The organism is Tardisphaera saccharovorans (assembly GCF_046635845.1).
Taxonomy (GTDB): Archaea; Thermoproteota; Thermoprotei_A; order Marsarchaeales; family UBA168; genus UBA168.
This window is the reverse complement of the sequence record NZ_JAQQXN010000007.1, coordinates 1-22399: the sequence shown is the minus strand read 5'-3', so window position 1 is coordinate 22399 and position 22399 is coordinate 1. Positions and strand designations below refer to the sequence as shown.

At 51.0% G+C, this 22399-nt stretch carries 19 protein-coding genes and 1 pseudogene; 6 read left to right on the top strand and 14 right to left on the bottom strand.

Translation table 11 applies throughout. The features are described 5' to 3' along the window. The 7 genes from PRZ02_RS07050 to PRZ02_RS07020 all read right to left on the bottom strand — a co-directional run. Positions 1 to 595: cellulase family glycosylhydrolase (locus tag PRZ02_RS07050; protein WP_449465128.1), on the bottom strand; the 595-nt coding region annotated here is incomplete at its 3' end. Positions 596 to 657: 62 nt separating this feature from the next. Further along, positions 658 to 1836, bottom strand: coding sequence for a hypothetical protein (locus tag PRZ02_RS07045; RefSeq protein ID WP_449465127.1), 1179 nt, complete (start codon positions 1834 to 1836; stop codon positions 658 to 660). Then, a complete protein-coding gene (locus PRZ02_RS07040) occupies positions 1826 to 3010 on the bottom strand; it encodes a DUF4129 domain-containing protein (RefSeq protein ID WP_449465126.1) in 1185 nt (394 codons plus the stop codon). The genes PRZ02_RS07045 and PRZ02_RS07040 overlap by 11 nt, the downstream gene beginning before the upstream one ends. After that, positions 3007 to 3597: a hypothetical protein gene (locus PRZ02_RS07035; RefSeq protein WP_449465125.1), complete on the bottom strand. Its 591-nt coding sequence runs from the start codon at positions 3595 to 3597 to the stop codon at positions 3007 to 3009. The genes PRZ02_RS07040 and PRZ02_RS07035 overlap by 4 nt, the downstream gene beginning before the upstream one ends. Beyond that, on the bottom strand, positions 3566 to 4288 hold the full coding sequence (locus PRZ02_RS07030; RefSeq protein ID WP_449465124.1) for a hypothetical protein: 723 nt from the start codon (positions 4286 to 4288) through the stop codon (positions 3566 to 3568). Before PRZ02_RS07030 ends, PRZ02_RS07035 begins: the two co-directional genes overlap by 32 nt. Next, complete coding sequence (locus PRZ02_RS07025; RefSeq protein ID WP_449465123.1) at positions 4285 to 5625, bottom strand: DUF58 domain-containing protein; 1341 nt, start codon at positions 5623 to 5625, stop codon at positions 4285 to 4287. The genes PRZ02_RS07030 and PRZ02_RS07025 overlap by 4 nt, the downstream gene beginning before the upstream one ends. Before the next feature lie 5 nt (positions 5626 to 5630). Then, complete coding sequence (locus tag PRZ02_RS07020; RefSeq protein ID WP_449465129.1) at positions 5631 to 6533, bottom strand: AAA family ATPase; 903 nt, start codon at positions 6531 to 6533, stop codon at positions 5631 to 5633. A 270-nt stretch (positions 6534 to 6803) separates the two neighbouring features. Here PRZ02_RS07020 and PRZ02_RS07015 point away from each other — a divergent pair, with 270 nt between their 5' ends. Next, the gene (locus PRZ02_RS07015; protein WP_449465122.1) at positions 6804 to 8111 is read left to right on the top strand and encodes an MFS transporter; all 1308 of its coding nucleotides are present in this window, start codon (positions 6804 to 6806) and stop codon (positions 8109 to 8111) included. A 30-nt stretch (positions 8112 to 8141) separates the two neighbouring features. On the opposite strand, the gene PRZ02_RS07010 is transcribed toward PRZ02_RS07015, so the two are convergent. From PRZ02_RS07010 to PRZ02_RS07000, 3 genes are all read right to left on the bottom strand, one after another. Next, on the bottom strand, positions 8142 to 10571 hold the full coding sequence (locus PRZ02_RS07010; RefSeq protein WP_449465121.1) for an ABC transporter substrate-binding protein: 2430 nt from the start codon (positions 10569 to 10571) through the stop codon (positions 8142 to 8144). A gap of 229 nt (positions 10572 to 10800) precedes the next feature. Next, positions 10801 to 12192: a hypothetical protein gene (locus PRZ02_RS07005; RefSeq protein WP_449465120.1), complete on the bottom strand. Its 1392-nt coding sequence runs from the start codon at positions 12190 to 12192 to the stop codon at positions 10801 to 10803. A 133-nt stretch (positions 12193 to 12325) separates the two neighbouring features. Next, a complete protein-coding gene (locus PRZ02_RS07000; RefSeq protein WP_449465119.1) occupies positions 12326 to 12658 on the bottom strand; it encodes a hypothetical protein in 333 nt (110 codons plus the stop codon). Between the two features lie 759 nt (positions 12659 to 13417). On the opposite strand from PRZ02_RS07000, the gene PRZ02_RS06995 reads away from it, so the two are divergent. Together PRZ02_RS06995 and PRZ02_RS06990 are read left to right on the top strand one after the other, a co-directional pair. Next, the gene (locus tag PRZ02_RS06995) at positions 13418 to 15682 is read left to right on the top strand and encodes an aldo/keto reductase (RefSeq protein ID WP_449465118.1); all 2265 of its coding nucleotides are present in this window, start codon (positions 13418 to 13420) and stop codon (positions 15680 to 15682) included. 140 nt (positions 15683 to 15822) lie between these two features. Beyond that, entirely contained in the window at positions 15823 to 16533 is a 711-nt protein-coding gene (locus tag PRZ02_RS06990) for a dolichol kinase (protein WP_449465117.1), read from the top strand. 104 nt (positions 16534 to 16637) lie between these two features. Here the strand turns inward: PRZ02_RS06990 and PRZ02_RS06985 are convergent. From PRZ02_RS06985 to PRZ02_RS06975, 3 genes and pseudogenes are all read right to left on the bottom strand, one after another. Then, positions 16638 to 17192 (bottom strand): annotated as a pseudogene (locus PRZ02_RS06985) (RNA-guided endonuclease InsQ/TnpB family protein); the annotation flags it as partial. A 109-nt stretch (positions 17193 to 17301) separates the two neighbouring features. Beyond that, positions 17302 to 18732, bottom strand: a complete 1431-nt coding sequence (locus tag PRZ02_RS06980) for a thermopsin (RefSeq protein WP_449465116.1) — start codon at positions 18730 to 18732, stop codon at positions 17302 to 17304. A 718-nt stretch (positions 18733 to 19450) separates the two neighbouring features. Beyond that, complete coding sequence (locus tag PRZ02_RS06975; RefSeq protein ID WP_449465115.1) at positions 19451 to 19609, bottom strand: hypothetical protein; 159 nt, start codon at positions 19607 to 19609, stop codon at positions 19451 to 19453. Between the two features lie 85 nt (positions 19610 to 19694). Here PRZ02_RS06975 and PRZ02_RS06970 point away from each other — a divergent pair, with 85 nt between their 5' ends. The 3 genes from PRZ02_RS06970 to PRZ02_RS06960 all read left to right on the top strand — a co-directional run bounded on the left by PRZ02_RS06970 (position 19695) and on the right by PRZ02_RS06960 (position 21673). Further along, the gene (locus tag PRZ02_RS06970) at positions 19695 to 19886 is read left to right on the top strand and encodes a hypothetical protein (protein ID WP_449465114.1); all 192 of its coding nucleotides are present in this window, start codon (positions 19695 to 19697) and stop codon (positions 19884 to 19886) included. Next, positions 19877 to 21235: a Fe-S cluster assembly protein SufB gene (gene sufB, locus PRZ02_RS06965; protein ID WP_449465113.1), complete on the top strand. Its 1359-nt coding sequence runs from the start codon at positions 19877 to 19879 to the stop codon at positions 21233 to 21235. Before PRZ02_RS06970 ends, sufB begins: the two co-directional genes overlap by 10 nt. Before the next feature lie 297 nt (positions 21236 to 21532). After that, positions 21533 to 21673 carry a hypothetical protein gene (locus PRZ02_RS06960; protein WP_449465111.1) on the top strand — a complete coding sequence of 47 codons (141 nt, stop codon included), beginning with the start codon at positions 21533 to 21535 and terminating at the stop codon, positions 21671 to 21673. A gap of 367 nt (positions 21674 to 22040) precedes the next feature. Here the strand turns inward: PRZ02_RS06960 and PRZ02_RS06955 are convergent. Beyond that, positions 22041 to 22399 (bottom strand): hypothetical protein (locus PRZ02_RS06955; protein WP_449465110.1); only part of this gene is annotated, 359 nt, incomplete at its 5' end.

Below are 22399 nucleotides of genomic sequence, written 5' to 3'. Positions count from 1 at the left end.
AGTCCTGCTCAACCGTGGTGTTGGACCAGAAGTAGGCCTTGTCCTTCTCTTCGGCGTTCTTGGTCTGCTGCTGATAGGGAACCGCCCAAGAGGGAAGGCCATCTCCCCTTAGGCCGTTATCCCCTCCCCATATCCAGAAAACCGGCGACCAATGTAGTTGGTGCATATCTATGACCACGTATATCCCGTAGTGGTTGGCCATACCCACTACCTTCTTCACTTGATCTAAGTAAGATTGATTGAACTCTCCCCGCTCGGGCTCGACCCAGGACCAGTCCACGGGAAGTCTCACTATGTTAAAGCCCCATGATGCCATTATTTCGAAGTCCTGAGACGTTTGGTTATAAAAGGCAGGATGAAGCTCAAGCCCCATGTAATCCAGCCCATGAAAGGTAACGTACGTGCCGTTGGCAAAGGCGAAATGCGTCCCACTAACGCTCACCCAGGGAAGCGAAGAATAAGCAGGAGGAACCCAGCTGGGGATGTAAGTACGCGGGGGAACGGGCGGTAACTCATTAGCGTATTGACTTACGGCCGATTGCATTACAATTGCACCTATGATAAATGCAATTAGAAGTAGCTTCAACACCGCCATAAATAGATAACTAAAAGTCTTTTTAAATATTTCCACTTCACGGTTCGCCGAAGCTCCCCAAGCTACGGTTTAGTAGTCGAGCCAGCGCATCCGTTCACCAGTTCTACGACCTCGTTTACCAAGCTCTTCCTTAGCTCAAGATCTTTTTCCATCTGCCTCCGAGCTGACCACGTCTCCCAGGGCCATAAGGCGCTGGGGTTAAACGGTTCATATTCAATTAACTTCCTAAGCGCTCTAGTTATGTCCTCATAGTTCATGCCGCAAGCAGAAAGCCTGTAAGCCGCGAACACAAGCAGCCTTTCCTTTCTTCCCTGTCTTAGGAAATCAGATATCATCATAACGTAAAGCTCATCCTCATCGGAAACGAACTCCTTGACTTCCTTTTGGTGTTGCTCGTATATCCTTTCCGCGATCTTGTTTGTCGTATTGGCCATCGCCGAGTAGCTCCTGAAGAAAAAGGCAAAGGCCGCCACGAACATAAGCAGTATGATGCAGAGCCACGCTATCTCGGCGTACTGAGGTTTGCTGGTGGCCATGAGCAGAGAGTAGAAAATACCTATGGCAAAAAAAGACGCTAGTGCCCTTCCGTAGTTTCTTTCAGCTTCAGCCGATGCCTTCAGCGCGCCCTCGGGCCACCTGAAAGAGAGCAATACCAGTCCGAGCTGTGCGATCGCAAACGCGGCAGCCACGAAAGCCGCAAATACCAGCGGTGCCTCGGCGTAGGCGTTTAACAAGCCAAAGAACGAGCCGAGTCCATACAGCACAAGCGCGAGAGCCATCTTGTAGTATATGGAAGCGCCGGGCCCCTCTCCCGGATGCTGGGAGCCGGCCCTGTAAGCGATACCTCCGACGCCCACAACATAAGCGGCTGCCGCAAACCTCACGGTGTATTCCAGCTCCGAGGGGCTTAGCGCGATAAGCGAGGCAAAGTATCCCAGTGCGGCCTTCAGAAACAAGTACAATCCAGCCGAAGGAGCTAGAACCCAGGCGACCAAGAAGCCCAGCTCCCAAGTAGCGGAAGTCGTCAAACTAGCGGTTCTCCCCTCGGCGTTGAGCGATGCCCGTTGCAGCAAGGAACCCGCAAGAGCCAAAGTGAGGCCAATCCAAACCGGGACGAGCACCGCGGCGAAAAACGGGCCAGCCAAAGAACCTATTTTAGAGGACAAAAGCAGTAAGTAAACCGCAAGCGTTAGCCCATAAGCGAGACCATACTTAATCGCTGTGATGCGGTCACTGCTCACTTTCGCATCCCATAACGACCGAGCCGTTAAGCTTTTGCAGTCCGCGGAGGAACAGCTCGTAAGTCTTCCTATCCGGTTCGCGGTCGCCGTACCTGCATGCCTCGAAAACGCGCAGCGTTGCCCAAATCTCGGGCCTTTCTTCCAACGCTTTTTCATTGAAGAGATGTTGGCATGTCTCTCTTGGAGTCAGAGCGTCCTCTACCCCACTGAGGTTGGCCCTGAAGGAGCCCATGACGTCTTCCCTATACGATGAGACAACCCTTATTGGGTGAAGCTCCTCGTAATCACCCGACCTCACCTCAAGGGAATAACAACCAATTCTCTCAAACCTTATCCGATTGGCCTCTACCCTGCACTCTGGGTAGCAACGAAGAATGGCCCCTTCGGGTAGCGCGTAGGGAAGCGGATCGCTTACCCTCCAAGTGAGCGGTATGTCTTGAGGAACCGGCAGCTCCAAAAACCCGCTTCCTCCCCAAGCCTTGTAGGGCACGACGGCACCCTTGAAAAGGTATACAGAGGGCTGCCGGTCCGCTCTGCCCTCAGTACGAATTGCCATGATCTTAGACAAACGCGCAGCTCCCTTCTCCGAAGGCCTTTCCGAGACCTCGCGCACGGACTGTCTCCTTGTCCCCTTTAAGAGCGCAAAGGCCACGATCGCGACGATAAGGGCTATAAGCACGTACACAAATGCCTCAAGGTTAGGCAGGACGATCGGGGTTGACACGGCCTTTGTAGAAGTACTGCTTTTGCCCGATTTTCCCTGACCTCCAGACCCTCCTCCTCCAGCACCTAGCTTAATACCCAATGATGACATGTTCAGCGGTCCTGCCTTTATTCCCGGCAACGGTATCCTGAAGGAAATCACTGGAAGCTGAAGGAAGAGCAAAGACCCGCTCGTGGCGTTCGGTGCCGTGAAATTGTAGCCGAACTTGGGGACAGTTATAGATGTCGCGCTCAGGTTGATGCCAAAGCCCTTGCCTCCCAGTCCCAGCCCTCCCAATCCCAGCCCAAGTCCGCCGCTCCCGCTTCCCGTTCCTGGGGGGCCTGAGCTCCGACCGACGCTTCCCTCGCTCGTGCTCTGAAGCGGAAGTACGGTTATGGAACTGCTCACTATCCATATGACTAAGATCGCGGCACCTATGAAGGCAAGCGCCATCCCCCTGCTTGTGCTCAACTCTCGATCCCCTCGAGCTTGCTGCTCGCGAACAGCGCAATTATCATTCCCAGCATCGGCATCACAAGCAGGGCAAGGCCAATCGCAAGCATAAACGAAAGGCGCTCACCGCGGATGTTATGCTCGGACCCAAAAGCAAGGGCCAGAGCGATAGCATATACCATGATGCCAAGGCACCATAGCGGCAGCCCAATCGCCATGGGCCAGGGCAAGGGTAAAGGAATGAGCACCAAGGGGCCCATCACAGCTGCGCCTATGACCCCGCTTACCCTCGGCGTGAACTTCACGATGAAGAGTAAAACGTAACCCATAAACGCCAAAACAGAGCCACCCAAACCCAGTGCTGACCCGATCCTCGCCGCCAACCTAAAGGTCCCTCTGAGAAGCTTCGACCCAGAGAATAACCTATAGGCGGCGTCCATGGTGGTCGCAAAAATGAAGAACCCGTACAGGTCAAAAGCGACTGAAAACACGCTTACGGTACTCAGTAGCTCGTAGATGACCTCGGCCATGGCAGCAGGGTCCGAGTTTATCTCTGCCACCACTTGACCCGCGTCATTTCCCAGCAGCAGGGCCACGATCGCCATGACGCCAATTGCAAGAAATGACCACGCGTAAAGCGCCCTTGTAAGTGACCGAATTCCAAGCGCCTTTCCTGAGAGCGCGCGAGTTCCCTCGCCCGTTCTGCTCCACCCCCTCGCCTTCCACGTGCCGTCTAACCGATGCCATTGCGATGCCGTAGATAACCAAGAAGACCGCGAGGGCGAGCAATGAGCTCCCGATCGCATAAACCCTTGCCGTGCTCAAGACCACGTACAAACCGTATGACAATAAGAGCACGCCGGCGCCAATGGCAGCTGACCAAAGGGCCATCTTGTCCAGCTCGCGCAGATCCGAGCTCTCGTAGTTCATCTTTTTAAGCGTTCCCGAAAGCCTTGACGCTCCCTCGTAGACGTTACCCATGTAGTGGCCGTAAAGCGCTGCTGAAACGCTCAAGCCGAGAAGCGGCGCGCTGCTTGCGCTGAATGCCCCAAGCTCAACGTGAGCGAGATAAGGCACGTATCCTCCTCCCAGCATAGCCAAGCCGGCCGAGACGAGAGCTGAGAAGAGCCCCGCAAGGCCTACCCTGGTGCGCCTGATGACTGCCACAAAGCCCATGAGGAAGGTCAGCGCCATCAGGCCGATGATAAATCCCTCTGGAAACGTTGAGAAGTCCAGGTAAAAGACAAAGGGGGCGAGCGGGAGAACGACAGCCAAAAGGGCGGCCAGCGGCCTCACTTCATCCACCCCACTATGCCCATCACCTTCTCCATTACCTCTCCAATCCCCTGAGCCTCGGGGTCCCAAGGTATAACCATTATCCCACGTGGAAGCATTGAGTAGGTCTTTTTCCTGTCAGGCGCAACGGCGATGAGCTTCATTCCCGGAAACTCGGCCTCAAGTTCTCTCCTCATCACTATGGAGGTATGTATGACGTCTATGAGAATTGTCCTCGTCAAGGCCTTTCCCCTCACGGTCATGGTCTCGTTAAGGGACCTAAGCACCTCTCTTCCGGCCAAGTTACTTACGACCACGAGGAGCGCGTTGGTTTCTGAGATCACGCGCCTTAAGATGAGGAGCTCCTCTATTTTAATGCCCTTTTCTTCCCAGTAAGACAACTCCAACATGGCCTTCAGTATCTTATGAAACTGCGTTTGACCTGATGATGGCATAACGGAAACCCCGGTAGGCGGCGCTGTCCAAAGCCCAACGTTGTAACCGTGATCGAGGAGCGCTTTCGAAAGCGACAGTACAAGCGGTACCCCTCTCTCAAGGGGGTTCTCCTGAGATAGGCCGTACCTCATCCACCTGCCCACGTCGTAGAGAAAAACCACGTTCCTAAGGCCTTCCCTCTCAAACTCGTTGACCATGATTTGCCCGTTGGGCGACCTGGCCGTCGCTTTCCAGTTGATGAACTTGAATGGGTCGCCAGTGACATACTCCCTAACTGAGAGGAAGTCCGTGGAGAAAGGGCCGAGCCTATTGCGCGTAACCCTCGGGTTGGCCGAAGAAGGCCTCAACCTCCACGACGTCCTGCTGGCTACCTTGTACCTTGGAAGGGCGGTCAGCTGGACTTGGGCATCCCATTTGCTCTCCTTAACCGATGCTCCAAGCAGACCTTGATGCGCGTAGTTCACCTTGCCGAAGTCGTATATCCCTCTCTTCAACACCTTTACCTCTACATCAAAGCTCTTATCGAGCGTCTGAAATCCCTTGAAGTAAAGTCTCGATGCCTTGCCCTTCACCACTTCAAAGCTTTGCCTGTACTTGGGCGCATCATCTCTTTCAAGATAAGAGGCAGGCGGGATAACAACGGTTACCATCCCAGGAGGTCCACCGATCTCCAGCGACGCCTTTCCTTTCACGGTATCGCCCACGTAAACCCTTTCCTTGTCCAATGAAAACTTGACCGTAGCCTTGAGGTCGGTATCGAGGTAAAGGATCAACCCAACCATTATGACCGAGTAAACCGCGGGCATGAGAAGCGCCTTTTGTGAGCTGATCACGGCCACGGTAACAAAGAATATGGGCACGGCAAGAAGCAGAAAATAAGATCTGGAGATCTCTTTTACCATCGCGCTCACTTTGGGACGGGTATCTCGGCGAGGTACTCCTTTACCACCGATGCTCCACTCACGTTACCCTCAAGCGCTATCTCCGGCTTTAGAACTACGCGGTGTCCCAGCACCTCTGTGGCCACCTGCTTCACGTCATCGGGTATGACGTAATCCCTTCCGTCCATGACGGCCATGGCCCTGCTCATGCGGAGGAGCGATATGAGCGCCCTTGGGCTTGGACCAGCAATCACCCTTTCGTCGTCTCTTATCTTCCTGAAGGATAGGATGTATCCCATGACGTCTGGGTCAACGGTAACCCTTGCCTCAACAAAATCCCTCATCTGAAGCAACTCCTTATCGGTTACTATAGGTTTTGCAAACGCCGTGGGATCGTCAGTCCTCCATTCCACCCTCCTGCCGAGCAGCTGTTTTTCCAGTTCCTCCGACGGATAACCCAAGCTTATCTTTACCATGAACCTGTCCATTTGAGCTTCAGGAAGGGGATACGTACCTTCAAATTCTATGGGATTTTGAGTTGCCATAACGGTAAACGGCTTAGGCAGCTGGTGCGTCTCCCCCTCAATGGTCACCTGGAGCTCTTCCATGGCCTCCAGCAGCGCGGCCTGAGTCTTCGGCGGAGCCCTGTTTATCTCATCCGCAAGCACGAAGTTCGAAAATACGGGACCCAGCATAACCTCAAACTTGCCCTCAGCTGCCCTCCACATCTTCGTGCCTATTATATCGCTGGGAAGAAGGTCCGGAGTGAACTGAATCCTACTAAACGAAAGTCCCAGCGTTTTAGCCATGACCTTGGCCAAGAATGTCTTCCCAACGCCCGGCTTGTCCTCTATTAATATGTGCCCGCCTGCGATGACCGCTGCCACTATCTTAGCAACCGTTTCTTTACTTCCCGAGTAAAACCTCATGTTTTCGCTAAGGATCTGGTCTGCCTTATCCTTAACGAATCCTACGTCAACTGCGTTCACGACATAAATGCAGGCATCCACATAAAAGTTTTGTTTGCGTAAGGCTCGCACTTGCCCAACACCTTCAAGATGACGGCCCACCGTTTGACTAGAGAATCTGACTAGAGAAACGAATTTGGTGCCATTTCAAGCCCGCCCCGGCTTTAGAGGAAGCAAAGCGGAAGTGTCTGCGAAAGGCTTTTCAATTGCCCGAACATATGTTCGTAAGAAATGTCGGACGCGATCTTTTCAATGGTCGACAAGGCTCGCTGGACAAGAACGCACTGGATGATTTTCGCATCAACGGCCATAGGTTTCTTCCTTTGGGGGATAATAAACACGCTGGGCTACGCCTTCTACCCGGAGTACCAAAACGTCCTCTACATAGCAGTAGTGGCAGCGGCGCCCCTTTTGGGGACTTTATTGCTACCATGGCTTTCCGATGCGTTCATGGGAAGAAAGCGGATGTACCTCTTGACCATGAGCCTTTATGGGATAGGTAGCCTCATAATTGCCCTCGACCTTTTACTGATTCCCAAGAACTCATTGCAGATGGCCCTATTTTTGTTTGGCTACGCCGTTTCGATGGTTGGCGTTGAAGGCGAGGTGCCGGTTGGCTTGGCGCTGATCGCGGAGATAATGCCCGCAAGACACAGGCAAAAAGTGCTAATCATGAGCCCGAACTTCGAAAACATAGGTGCCGCTGCTGCGGCCGCCATGGCTTACCTTACGTACTTCCTTGGAGGACGCTCCTATATCGTTGATTCGCTGTCAGTTGTGCTTATGGCCCTTGTGGGGCTCGGAGTCGCCATCGTGCTGAGGCTTTTAATGCCCGAGTCAGTAAGGTGGCTCGGCGCAAAAGGCAACGAGGAAAAGGCAATGAGGGAACTATCAAAGCTCGGAACAGAGCAAGATCCAGATGCCCAGCTCTCAGACGTCAAGAAGAAGCTTAGCCTGAAGTCAAGGTTCAGCGTGCTAACTCTATGGAGCCTTGCAAATTACCTGACGTGGGGCCTCATGGCGTTCGTTCTCGCAGATTACTACTTCACAGGAGCTACGATCTATCTGGTTATGTTCGCGGCAAACCTAGGAGCATCAGCAGCCGGCCTCGTGGTCCCCACGTTCATCGATAGCATAGACACAAAGGACTACGCGCTGGTCTCGTTTGCTGGTGCGGTATTGAGCTTTATTCCAGCACTCGGATACGTGGTTTTAGGCTATCACAGCGCCATGGCGTTTTATGCGATAGCGTTCACAAACCTATTCTTCATAACCATGACATGGTTCGTTAGAACCATTTACGAGCCCGAGCTGTTTCCCACAAGGAATAGGGGACTCATGATAGGCTCCGTTAGGGCAATAGCCATGTCCGCCTACACCATTTCCACTTACGCAACTGCGGCGTTCCCAGAATGGGCCTTTGTGGTGTATGGCATGCTTCTCCAGGGGGTTGGGCTAGGAGGAGCGCTCTGGTGGAAGGCAGAGGGCTACGATGTGAGGATGAAAACCCTTGAGTCCCTTTCGGGCTCTAAGAGCTAAATCCTAACAATCCTTTTTTCAATTAAAATTTTAATAATAAAAAAATGAGTTGAATATTCGATTAAGCCTTCGTTGCGTCTTTCCTCCGCGCCTCTTGACCATCAGCACCGCTACAGTTACCACTATTATTACAATGACTGCAGCGACTATGGCGTAGAGCATCGTGATGACGCTAATTGTGGCTGTAGTTGTCGTGGTGGTCGTTGTCTTCGAAGCGGTGACGTTCAACGTTACGGCGCTCGAGACTACAGAGGGAGCGAGGGCAAGCCTAGCGGTTATGATCTGGGTTCCTGCAGACATAGGCGTGTAAGAGTAAGCTGCTTGCCCGTTGCTACCCGTCGTTGCCGTACCGATCTGAGCGCCGCTCGCGAGGAAGTCGACGGTCACACCGGATGCAGGGGTACCGTTAGCGTACGTGACTGTAGCGCTAAGGGTTACAGGGGTACCGGCGGTAAGGGTCGTGGGACTGGACGTTAACGAGATCTTGGCGGTGGAGAGAGCGCTGGAAAGCTCGCTTTGGGCGTAATTGGCAGAATAAGATGACGGAAGACCCAAGAAGGCCGCCATCTCTGGTGAAACCGAGTCGGTGGCTATGGCCTCCTCAAGAGGTGATTGGGCTCCTGGCGGTGCAACGCCGAGCAAGGTCATCCAATATCCGCCCATATCGGCATTTAGTAAACCTGGACTTATACCCACGAAGAAGCTGGTCTGCGGCACCCTCGGAAGCTGCAGAATCCACGTGGCATTGAAAGTAAGCGGCGACCATCCTTGGTCATCGGTCTTCGACACAACGGGGATTCCGGGCAGTTGTGAACCCAAGAACGCCAGGGCTTCTGCAATCGTCGCATTATATACCGCGCTACCAGGCACGGCCTTTTCGAAGTCGGCGAACCAGGTAGTCATGTTGAATACGCCCTTAGTGCCGTTAGGATAGACTATCGGATAGTTGGCCTTACTGTTCCATCCCTTTGAGTACAACGCCGTCCCGTTAGCGTTCGTATATCCAGTAAGCCACCACCAGTTCCCAAGCGACCAAGAAGACGCATACGAGAAAGTTTCCGCGCTCCAATACATCCCTATGTCAAAATCCCCGTCCAACATTTCTGTACCGTAGAACGTATCGGCGTCGGTCGAGAGAACCGTCGTGGGTATGCCGAACTCCGTCAGCTGGGAGGCAGCGTTCTCCCATTCCGTTGCCGTATCAAGCCAACCGTTTATGACCGTGAAGGTCAATTTGAATGGCTGGCCGTTGGGCAAGTACCATTGCCCACCCTTCTTGTAGAGTCCGGCGCTTTCGAGTAGCTCAGTTGCCTTCGTTAGATTTGTCGTAAAGTTGTACATATCCTTGTATATCCACTTTGGTAGGCTAGCATAGTTAGGCCAGAAACCGGCGTAAGTCCACGGAACGTATAGCGTCATGTTGTCGGCGTTCCATGAGTCGACCATCTCGGTTCTGTTAACCGCGTAAGCGAGCGCAAGTCTGACGTTAGTTATGTTCAACGGATAAACGGCCGGGTTGATTATCATGTTGAAGTCTCCCATGTAACCGTATTTCAGGTACGGGATGAAACCAGAGGACGCCGCGGTTTTGAACTGAGCGGGCGACATCCCACACTGGATCCAGCTAACCTTATGAGCCAAAATGCCGTTAAGGGTCTGTCCTCCTCCTCCAGTCCACCACCATATGACTTCCGGATCATAGTCTTGCCAAGTATGATACGGAAATACCGCCGCCCACTCCTGCAGCAGGTTAGGTGGATCAAGGTGCATTATGGCATAGGGCACGGACACAGTTGTATAGTAAGGCCCAAGGAACCAAGGAGGAGCAATAAAACGCTCCACGTAATCAGCTGCTCCAGTCGCCTGTTTTTCGCTCATTGAAGTCACGTTCTCCAATATAGGCTTCCATACTTCATATGGCGTTCCAATTATGTTCTGAACGAGAAGTTCAGGTACCGTGGGCGCCCACTCGTTAAGCGTGAACTCTATGGTGTAGTTGTTGAGCACGCGGATCTTGCTCGCATTGAGGTAAGGCCAGTATCCATGGAAGACCTTAGCCTCGATGTAGAAGTACGTGTAGACGTCCCACGCGTTGAAAGGCATCGTCGCGCTTCCGTTGTACCAGTCGAGCTCTTTTCTCAGGTAAACTATGAAACTCGCGTTAGACGGAAACTCCGACATGCTCGTAGCAAGGCCTGGGAAGAACTCCCCCGTCAGAGCGTTATACCACATTAATGGAGGATCGGATGTCTGCGGGTTTGTCGTAACGAAGTTCGATGCAGCAAAAGGATTCCAGACGGGCATGCTTGGCGAGTAAAGCATCGTCGTGTTTTGCGCAAGCACTATTTGCGGGGCCTGCTGAGCTGAAACGGGTGAGATGGAGCCGCCCATCGCGAGGCTGCTTAACAAGAAGACCGCAACAGCAAAGTAGGCTGCCACCTTTTTAAAGAAACTCGTCAACTTTTTCCTACTTATATTTGCGCCCAGACTTTTAAACGTTTATATTATGGCATCAATATATTTCATTTTAAGCATGGACGCTTTTGAATAATTTGCTAAGCACTTGTGCAGAACTGAATAGCCTTTGCAATCCGATAAAATTGCCTCGAAACTGTCCCAAATCTTAAACGTTATGTATTTCACTTAATATGATGCGTGGAAAAACTCGATACTGTTCGATCTCTTGCCGTCAGAGTCGCCCCTTATCCTCCTCGAACGCAGTCATACCCAGAAGCACCGCAAGCTTCTTGAAGTCATCCCTGAAATCCCCATAAACCGTCACGCGATGCCACCATCCAAACTTGCCGCCTGCGTTCCAATTAGCCAGTATGGCGTTGACGTTAGTTTTCGTGCCGAGCTTTGTCCTGCACCCATTTTCCGTCTCCAGATTTTCTGTCGCAATGCCCGAGTGTACTGCCATCGCTTTTTTCACAACGTCGAACTTCACGGTTGTGACGATTTCGCCTGTCGGAAGCAGAGATTGAACGGAGACACCGCTCCTGTCTTCCGCATGCGTCCTCAGCACGTATGGATTAGTCGGGCCGCGGCTTCCAAACATCTTCCAAGGCGCAGTACAGTGAGCGTAGATGATCTCCCCTTTCGCCGTGTCTATGACCGGATCCGAGACGAAGCTAGGCCTATCCGTGATGTACCTCACTGCGAGTTGCGTGAAAGCTGAATCCAAGTCAGCCTCGCACGTGCCGACGCTTCCTTCGTTATCCAGCTCCGCAAAGGAAAGACAGGGATAAGCCGGCAACTTCTTCCCTAAAACCAATGAAAGGCAGTCGACGGTGACGGAATCAGCACCGGTTTCCTTCATTGCCTTCAAAAGCGCAACGTGGAGTTTCGCCGCTTTCATGACTTCGGATTTAGGCGGCTCCTTTATCCCGAGCGCTCCATCAAGCCATTTCTGGTAATACGGCATCGCCTCTTCGTCCTTTACCTCGTCGTAGATTTTCTTCACTTGTTCAGATGACATGAACTTCACCTGTACTCCAAGCTCGCGCAGAGCGTTCGGTATGCCTCTCCTCTCTGACCAGGTCTCACCATCCCTTATATCTAAAATCACGGAACTCCTCAATGAGTGAACCGCTTTGAGAAGAGAGATGGCCCTTAGAACGTCGTCAAAACTCGATGACGCCACTCCTATAGTCGGATAGCCTTTCTCCCTGGCCCATGACAAAGTCGATAGAAACTCCCCTGTGCCTCCGAAGAGGTCGTCGACAAGAACTGTGGGCTTTCCCCTTCTTACGACGTCTCCGGGCACCCCGTTCCATATCCCAATGAGAAAAACCACGTAGCTTTCGACGTCGTCCGGAATGAGGTCCGCGTTAGGACCTCTTTCTCCTGACAGTCCCACGACGGGCAGGGATCCCTCGCGATCGGGAAAAACGGCCGGCTCTCCACATCCGGCGCTTATTACTGCCTCCAAGAACTCAACGTCGGGGAAGGCCTCCTTAACCTTAGATGAGATCTCCTTGACCTTTGAGTCATAGTCGTATCCCACGTGCGGCCACGTTGGCTCTGAGGGATTCATCACGGAAAAGATCAAACCTATCCTAGCCTTTCTCGTAGTATCCATAATGCTGTTAGCACAATAATTAATAAGGCTTTTTTGATGATAATTTATAGTCAACAGATAAAATAACTTGAGCTACTCTTTTATCGCCCTAACCTGCGTGCCTAATCGGCCTCAGCTCGACAGGGAAACGTGCTCACGTTAAATCGCTGGGTAGATTTATGGCCACGTCTTTCTTGCTTTGAGCGAGGCTGCATATGGCGCGAACTATGTAGTCCATGATCACTATGCTCTTCGGATCGATCGGATTTACGTTCTTTCCCTGTATACCCTGAACGAAATCGGCCATCTTCTGCGTGAAAGCGTCGACTCTTGGGAGGCCCTGCGGGCTTATTTTTACCATGTGGCCGTTCATATCGGTGTAGAGGGTAAGAGAGCTCAAGGTAAAACCTCCCTTGGTGCCAAGCAGTATGGGGTTAACCAAGGACTCCGCGTGCATGACCCATGCCTCCTTGCAGATCGTGATCATGTCGTCCTCCAACCTTATGAAGACGGTTGAGAACTCCTCGCGCTCGAAGCTGCTAGAACCCCGGTTCCATGCTAGTCACCTCATTATGGTTGGCTCAGGCAACATTGCTGCCAAAGCAGCGACGCCAACGGAAATCATGCGACTTAACAGGCAAACAACGTCCGCGTTTCCTTATTATGGCAAAAAAGCAGTCCTGCATAATAAGAAAACTTTATCTGTAAGAGAGGCTGTATGACGGAAACAAGAAAACCACTACGCACTTACCATCAGAAGCAGAACCAGAACAAATAAATCACTTGAAACTCAGAAAAAATCTAAGTTTAAATTATAAAAGCAGTTTTGCAGTTATTTATTGGTACATCGAACAACATTTTAGGATTGGTCTTCTAATGCAGTTAGCTTGTTTAACATTCAATTAAAATCGTGCAAGTAAGATATCCAAATTCATTAAGAGCTTCATTTTCGCTAGCAAATGCTAACGATATTAATGATTTCATAATATAATGAAAAGGAGATCACTGTGTAAGACATTTCAAAACCGTGGATAGATTTGCTCATAGCTTTTGCAAAATCAGATTTCATGGAAAATTTCTCGTTTTCCATTATTTTACTCACAAGATGAAGGTACCGATGCAGGCTGGACGTGCACCATTAGACAATTCAGAAGGGTATAATCCCGCTAGCTTCAGTCAGTTCACATGCTGTTTTCTTAAATCTAGCGATGCCGTTCTTCTTTTATTCGACTGTGAAATATAATGCATGATAATCAGGCACTTCAGGGCAGGCGATGAGGAAAAAATAGTCCCGCTATTGAACTCGTGCTTTGGCGCTAATGCCTCTCCAGAGGAATATGCACAAGCCGGTGAGATAGATCCTGGCTTTGACATAAAAAAGATTTGGGTGGCTGAGGAAAACGAAAGAATCGTGGGACATGTAATGTCGATTCGTAGGCAGGTAAACATAGGGGGAAGCTTCGTCAACGTTGCGGGTATTGCGGCCGTGTGCACGGACAAGGATTACAGAGGAAAAGGCGTGGCGTCATCACTCATGGAAGCAGCCCTATCAGAGGTCGATGAGAACGTGGCGATGCTTTTCACGGATTATGGTTCAACGGCACATAGAATATACAGAAGGAACGGGTTCTCTCCACTTCACTTTTTTGGCAGGTACACGGGTGAAATTTGGGACGTAAACGCGCTTCTCAAAAGACTAAAGGCAGGCATGCACCTGGAGGCGGCTACGCGCTTCGCTCCAGAAAACGCATCAACGCTGATAGATGCTTATAACGACGCTTCCAAAGCAACCTCTTTTGCAGTTCGCAGGGACGAAAAGTATTGGCAGGAAAAACTCCTAAAGAGAAACTTTTGGCATACGTTTTCTTATAAACCATTCGATCCAAGCGAGGTACTCGTGATACCCAACAAGGGATACGCCTACTTAGACAGAGAAGGCGATTCCCTGTTCATAAGGGAAGTGGTGGCTCATGATGACATGGAGACCATGGCGTCACTTATTGCCACAGCCTTCGATAAAAATGACGCAAAAGTATTCTATATCACAATTCCTGAGCCAGCTCCAGAGCCACTTATAGCCGGGCTCTACAGGATGACCCATGGCGAGCTGCTAGTTAGCGTGCTAAGGCCGACCAAGTTCATTCACGAACTTTGGCCGGAGGGTCTTCCAACGGCTCCTAAACTTCCAATACGCCTCAAGATATTTAACGACGTCAAGCAGCTAGAAACGGTTACCATAGGCGACGTGAAATCCGGCGTTGATCTAGTGGAAATCGGACTGCATCAGTCCACGCTGGTCCGCCTGCTTGCGGGCATCGACGATCCAGTGCGCGACTTCCTGAACGGGCAACTCGAGATAAAGGGAGATGCTCGCCTTGCAGTAAATGCGCTCTCTGTCATACCGAAAAGAAGGGCGATGATGTGGCCAACTGACAGATGGCGATTATTAGGATTACCCGCGAAAGAGGGAACATCAACACGCTATGTTTTTACGCGGCTACGCGTATTCGCCATGGAATACGTTCGTCTCGGTAACTCGGGGTTGAAGGTTTCTAGGATATGCCTTGGGACCATGTCGTTTGGCAATTGGGGAAACTGGACCGTAGAAAAGGAGGAAGCGTTCAAGGTCCTTTCGAGGGCATGGGACCTGGGCATAAACTTCTACGACACGGCCAACGTCTACTCCAGGGGAAGGGCCGAGGAGATACTGGGCGAGTTCCTTCAGGGAAGGAGGGAGGACGCCGTCGTGGCCACCAAGGTCTACTTCCCGATGGGAAGTGGACCAAACGGCTCTGGGCTTTCGAGAAAGCACATAATGAAGCAGATAGACGCATCCCTCAAGAGGCTTGGTACCGATTACGTGGACCTCTACCAGACCCACAGGTGGGACTACGAAACTCCCATCGAGGAGACCCTTTCCACGCTTACGGACCTAGTCCACGAGGGAAAGGTGAGGTACATAGGGGCCTCAAGCATGTGGGCTTACCAGTTCGCGACCGCCTACTTCACCGCCGAGATGAAGGGATACGAGAAGTTCGTGAGCATGCAGAACCTCTACAACCTCCTTTACAGGGAGGAGGAAAGGGAGATGATACCGTTCTGCAAGGAGCATGGTGTGGGGCTTATACCCTGGAGCCCTAACGCCGTTGGCGTCCTATCAGGAAGGTATTATAAGGATGGAAAACTGGTAGTGGGGCCGAACGATAATAGCAGACTTGCCCCAGGAAGCGGGGACCACAAGCTCTACATAGAGCCTCCCGAGAACGCGGAGATAGTTAAGAGGGTAGTCGAGACAGCAAAGAGCAAGGGCGCAACCCCCACGCAAGTAGGTCTCGCTTGGCTCTTCGCCAAGGGAGTTACAGCCCCGATAATAGCGACCACGAACCCAGAGCATGTAGAAGAAGCAGTTGGCGCTGTAAGCGTAAAACTCTCCGATAACGAGATAAAGTACTTAGAGGAACCCTACAAGCCAAAACCTATCTACGGGCACCGCCGAGAAGCCCGCCAATAAGAGCCAGTAGATCGCCCAATACCTTTAAGTTAGGCGCATGTTCCTCAGGGCTCGCCGAGGGCAATTAAAGGTTATGTACTGCACTTGCCCTTGATAAAGATGAGAGCATGATGACTTAAAGGCTAACGCATCTCGCATTTATGTTAAGCTGGGAAGGTATAACTCCCTCCGCCGTGCTTCACGATGTCTTACCCGCGACCCTTCTTATGTTTTGGGTCATATTTGTGGTTTATTTTGTGTCAAGGTGGGTTTATGGTCTTGCCGTCAAAAAAGGATACCCACCGTCTTCAGCCACCTACTTCGGTAGAAAGACCATTCACATCTTGGCAGCGGGTGTAGTTGCTGCCCTAATTCCGTTTACATTCAAAGAACCAGTCATACCGTTAGTTATGGCAATATTGCTAAGTATGGCCGTCTACGTTCCTCACAGGACCGGAAAGCTGTCTACGTGGTTCCAAGATCCCAATAATGTTTACGAAGTCGACTTCACGATAATGTGGGGTCTCGTGCTCTTTCTGACGTGGTTTCTCGATCACTCGTTCCTCCTTGGCGTGGTTCCGGTCCTCTTCATGGCCATAGGGGATGGGGTCACCGGTATTGTGAGAAATCTGAGGTACAGAACAAGGGTTAAGGCATGGGAAGGGAGCGCGGCAATGCTGGTGACCTCAGTGCTCTTGGGGATGCTACTTGGGTGGGCAGGAATCATCGCGGCCGTTCTTTCCACCTTTGCGGAAAGACAAAAATATATAGATGACAACATAGCCGTACCCATCGCGGCGCTTTCAGTCCTCGTGGTAGCTTGGATCGCAGTTCCTACCGCAACAAGGGACCTTTGGTACATGCTTTCGTGAAAAATTTCAGTGATTATTTCGCGCCATACCTCTTCGCTTTGCCGTTCAAGGTCCTTGCCTAATCCTGACATCCTCTCCTCCCTGAAGGGAGTGAGGTTCGTGGTTCAACGACCGCGCTCGATCCCCCATGCCGCCGGAGCGCGGTTTCCCGATGCCGGAAACCTTCCTTCGGCCACGCCCGGAAGGCGGGTTACGGAGGCGTTGATCTTCACAGGCATGGATTCGGGCGTGCCCCGCCCTACCTTCATCAGAGCCATGTTTAAGATGTTGATGGCAGCGTTCAGATCCCTGTCAATTATAAGCCCGCAGGCATCGCAGCGAAATACGCGGTCGGAAAGAGCTAGGTCGTGCTTCACGCTACCGCTCCCGGAGCACGTTTTGGAGGGAGGATCGAACCTTCCCATCTTCACCAGCTTTGCTCCCCGCTCTTCCAGCTTGTAATTAAGCATCTGCTTGAAGGTGTACCAGCCCTGATCAGATATCGATTTCGCGATACGGTGGTTCTGCATTATTCCCCTTACATTCAAATCCTCCACGATCACGGTATCGTACGACTTGGCTATCGCCGTAGATACCTTTTGGAGGAAGTCGTTGCGGGCGTCCTTTATGCGCTGGTGGACCCTCCTGAGTTTCTTGATCTGCTTTCTGCGGTTGTTGGAGCCCTTCTTCTTTCTGGAAAGGTTTTGCTTTAGATCTTCACCCTCTTCTCGAGCCTTTTGAGGGCGTTTGAGGGCTCTACCGCTACCCCGTCAGGATTAAGCGCTAAGCTCAGATTTCCGGATTGGCATTAGGACGATTACGAAGGACCTCAAGCTGATAGACCACGAACGCAATGGCAATCATCAGCAACGCGGCTCCCTGAAGCAAGGGCGGCTTCTGAAGCTTTGGCAAGGACTCCGGTTTAATATACATTTGAGGTAAGGGATAAGATAAGAGGGAGAAGCTTTTTGAGAGATCAGGACTACCGATCCTGACTTCTGGCGTTCCAGATGGGCACACGGTGACCAGGTTATACGCGCTTTCCGCCGTGTCGCTGCCAAAGCCAAAAATCGAACGCGGCCTTACCTCGCTTCCGTTGATTAACACATAAGCCATTGAAAGGGATGAGCTCATTGACGTGAACTGCGTTGCTTCCCCTCCGTATCCTCCTCCAAACACCAGCTCGGCATCATAGTAGTTCCCAACAGGAGTCATCGAGTAACCGTTTACTATAAACGAGGCATTGAATGAACCGGTTTCGGCTATAAACACTCTATCATAGGTATCGTTGATACCATTGAGCGCCGCGCCAAAGCAGATCTCTGCTCTCGTGTTTTCCCTGAACACCGCTGTCTTCAACGTAATAGTGAAAGGCAGAGAATATGTGAAGTTTGTGGTGACATATGAGTAAACTGAGGACGCTGCTCTTGCCCAAGGAGGGGCCCAAGGCTGGGTTGCCACTTCTCCATAACCAGATACCCGCGAAGAAGACATGTAAGAATACGGAGAAGTTATGTTCCACACGTTATCGGCCAAGCGCAATACCTCTTTGTTTGTGAAAAATTCAACGACGTTCTGTACCAGGTAGTCCTGAGAACCACTGCTTGTGTTAACTTGGAGGACGGCGTTCAGCTGCAAGCTGGCCACATAAGGGGATAAGAAAAGCGGGTTATAGGCCGCCAACGAGCTTATGTTAGCCTGCCCTATAATGGCTTCTGCGTTAACCGCGTATGGTAGGAGCACACCCGAAGAGTTCATCACGCCATAATCCGCTATGCCTATGGGAGCTGGAGCTGACGAGTAAAGCACGTGCACGCCAACCGGTACTGTTGCGTAACCTAACGTAACCACTGCTGGAAAGCTTGTCTCATTTGAGATCAAGACCACGTAGTAATGTCCAGCTAGGCCTAGCCTTACCTTTCCCGATATCGATGAACCAGATGAAGCAAAAAGGTAAGCGAGCTCACCACTGTTCATGAAGGCACTAAGCTGCGTAGAATTCATCACAAGTGCGTAGATTGGTTCGGTGGAATTAACTTTAAGCATGAGTAACACGCGACTTCCTTCAGAGCTCACTTCCTGATAATAATAGCCCTCAGGCATCAAAAAAACGGTTCTGGTCACGTAAAAGTTAGGTTGTGACGACAATGCTTCAAGCCCTTGGGGCATCAAGAGCGTCGACACCAAGATAAACAATAAGAACAAGCTGCCAGCGCGCAAAAACCTCACCAATAATTTCTTCGTATCTGAAATAAATGCATCTCGGCACCCGAGCAGCATTCAAAACTATACCGCATAAGCAAATCAGAAAAAGCTGAGATCAAAACGCCGGCCGGAGGTATCAAACCACTAAAAAAGCAGACCTATGCCGCGAATTCTGGGATCAGATCAAAAGATCAACCATACATATTTACTATTTTGCCATCAATAAAAACCGATTTTAATCATTCACAAAATACAAATGAAGGTAAGCATTAAAGATAACTTAAAGAACAGACCAAATTACGTAGCTGTTGGTAAGTTCGAAAGCAATCTCCTAACACTCCTGAGGTACGTCTAATTTAAAGCCACCAAGACCAGAGATATTTTCTAGACCCTCGCTTAGACTTACGCGCCGCAGAAAGCGCCAAAACTCGAGCCAAGTTCGCGTGCACTCGCCCGTTCTAAGCTTCAATATTTCAGTCCATGATAGCATCGAGTTACTCGCAATGGCATGCTCTCCTCGCTGAAGCGACGGAGGTTCTGCTTTTGCTTCCTGTTGCTCCATCATCCCTAGCGGTCTGGGAGCGTTTTGCGGAACCTCCATTCTCGAGTTTCGGAATCGTTCCTGTCACAAACGTTGCCCCTCTGGGGTTATCAGCGCTCCCCTTGCACGCATCCCCCTCTGCGTGCAATCTGTATATGCCTTTATCCGATGGGGGACAAATTGTGGAGGCATTCAAGACCAGCCAGTGGCTGGATTTGCCGTGGAAGTATCCTGCATGCCTCCATTAGAGAACTTATCCGCATGGCTTTCCACACCTCTTATGCCCTCATTAAATTTAACATGCTTTCCGCAATTCATCTCCTTCCTGAAGGTCAAAGCTTTCCTGCTCATTTTTTTCTGTAAGGCGCACTCACAGGCTTTCATTGCGTTTCCAATAACACCGTTATACTTAATAGCTTAGACGGAACGTTACTTCATGGAAGCTGCAACAAACATAGAGGGTATTTATGCGATAGCCGACGAAATCGCCAAAAATCTTGAAAATCATCCCGCAGTATTCGCCAGGATGCGGCTAACCCCTCATCACGGCCTTATAAGTGGTTTCAGATCAGAGAAGGGGACAGAGTCCTCACGCAAGGCTTCAAATGCGCTTTTCATTTGGAGGTGAATAGGATGGAAAAAGCAGCAATAGCCGGTAGTCTCAACGAAGAGATCATAAGAAAGGTTTCCAAGGAAAAAGGAGAGCCGGATTGGATGTTAAAGAAGAGGCTATACTCTCTGTCGGTATTTGAAAGCAAGCCTATGCCCACGTGGGGTCCCGACTTAAGCGGGCTGAAGCTTGATGAGCTAGCGTATTACGTAGAACCGGGCGTAAAAGCCACAAATGACATGAACGAACTCCCAGAGGATCTCAAGAGGACATTTGACGCCCTAGGCATACCGGAAGCAGAGAGGAACTTCTTGGCTGGAAATGGGGCCATGTACCAATCTGAGGTGATATACGAGCGCATAAGGGACCAGCTTACCAAGCAGGGCGTCATATTCATGGGTATGGACGAGGCTGTGAAGCGTTACCCAGACCTGGTTCAAAAGTACTTCATGACGCGCTGCGTTCCTCCTACTTATCACAAGTTCGCCGCGCTCAACGGAGCCATATGGAGCGGCGGCACCTTCCTCTACGTCCCCAAGGGAATTAAGGTGAGCATGCCAGTGCAGGTCTACTTCCTAGTTGACCATCCATCTATGGGCCAGTTCGAGCACACGGTCATAGTTGCCGAGGACGATGCCTCCGTGGAGTACATAGAGGGATGTTCTGCGCCCATGTACGTCAAAGGAGGTCTTCACGCGGGAATTATGGAAATATTCGTGGGAAAGAGGGCGCGCGTTAGGGTCACAACCATACAGAACTGGAGTAAAAACATATACAACTTGGTGACCAAGAGGGCCATTGTGGAAGAGGGGGGAAAGATGGAGTGGGTCGAGGCTTCTTTGGGGAGCAGGGTCACAATGCTCTATCCAGCGAGCGTGCTAGCTGGAAGGGGAGCAAGGGCAGAGCACTTCTACGTTTCCATGGCCGGAGATGGACAGGTCCTGGATACCGGGGCTAAGATAATTCACGCCGCCCCTGACACGTCTGCCTACGTCCTATCTCGCAGCATAAGCAAGGGAAGCGGAAGGGCGATATACCGGGGAGAGGTAAAGGTTAACCCAGGTGCGACCGGATGTTCAAGCTCGGTAAAATGTGATTCGCTCCTCATAAGCGATGATAGCTCTACGGCCACTTTCCCGACCGAAGAGGTCTACGAATCTGATGCAGACGTTTCCCATGAGGCAACCGCGGGAAGGATAGCCGAAGAACAGCTCTTCTACCTCATGAGCAGGGGCTTCTCAGAGGAGGAGGCAAGGGGACTGATAGTCAGGGGATTCATGGAGCCTGTGACCAAGAAGATACCTTTAGAATACGCCGTTGAGTTCAACAGGATAATTGATCTCGAGATGAGGAACTCGGTGGCCTGAACCACTTCGAAAGAGATAAAATCCCTCTTACAATAAAGGATTCTGAATTTTTAACACATCAACGATCCAATAAGCTAAAACTTAAATGATTTTAAGAACGAGTTTGCATTAAATCTATTAAAGCTGTTATGATGAGCGGTGACGGATTGGCAGCTGGGCTCGTCTTACCAACCTTAAAAGGCCCACTTCGAAATAGCCGCCGGCTGCGGCGTTGCCTTTGCGCTCCCTTTTCTGGAAGTTCCTGTTGAACTCGTTAGACCCAATGATAGAGGAAAAGGCATAGCCATGAAAAATTCCATGGCTAAGGTGGCCACAGAGCTCAGTTCCAGGACGATCCTCGTGGCATCCAGGGTAAACTACGGCGGCTACTGCAAGAAACTTCTATCGTTATCAGCCACCCTTGCTCAAAGAAAATGGGAAAGACCCCCCAAGAACTAGAAAATCAAAGAAGAGTTCGAGAAAGCGCGGAACAAAACAAGGTGCTTCACAACCCCGTGGGGCGCTCCAAGTTATAAGGCAACTTAGGGAGAGATGTAGAGCTTGCTTCGACGCGGGAAACGCCATGAAGACAGCCCACTCTGAGCTGTGGATAAGCTCGTAAAACAGATTAATAGCGCCGTCCGCTTAAGAGTTATAGTTTTTAAGTCCAAGTAGTTTACCGCACTTCTTGTGGGGAGATGTCCCTCGAGATACGTTGTCGTGCTGCTTCGAAATTAATGTGGATATGTAGTTGTCAGTCATGACCTCTTAAGAGCGACAGAAATCGAGTTGCCGTTAGCGCAATTTTAGCCCTATCAGTGATCATTTAAGGAACCACGCTGATATGCAGCAACTGGGCATCCCTTCCGCATCTTGTTAACTGGCCGCATCGCATGGGCTTAGAGCGTGTAGCATGACGTAATGCGATGTAAATCGCGATGACGATCGCTGTTATGAAGACGACTGGGAGAACATAAACCGCAAGAGAAAAGTTCGTTTCTTGCACAATAACAGTAGCGCTGGACACGACCCCATCCGCTGAGACGCTTAGAACCGCGATGCCCTTTCTAATGAACGCGTAAGTCAGGCTTGCGGTGCCCTGCTCGCCAGTTTCAGAGGTGCCTATCATCGTGCCATTTGCGTAGAATGTCACCTCGGCGCCCCTGACAGGCGTGCCGTTGAGGT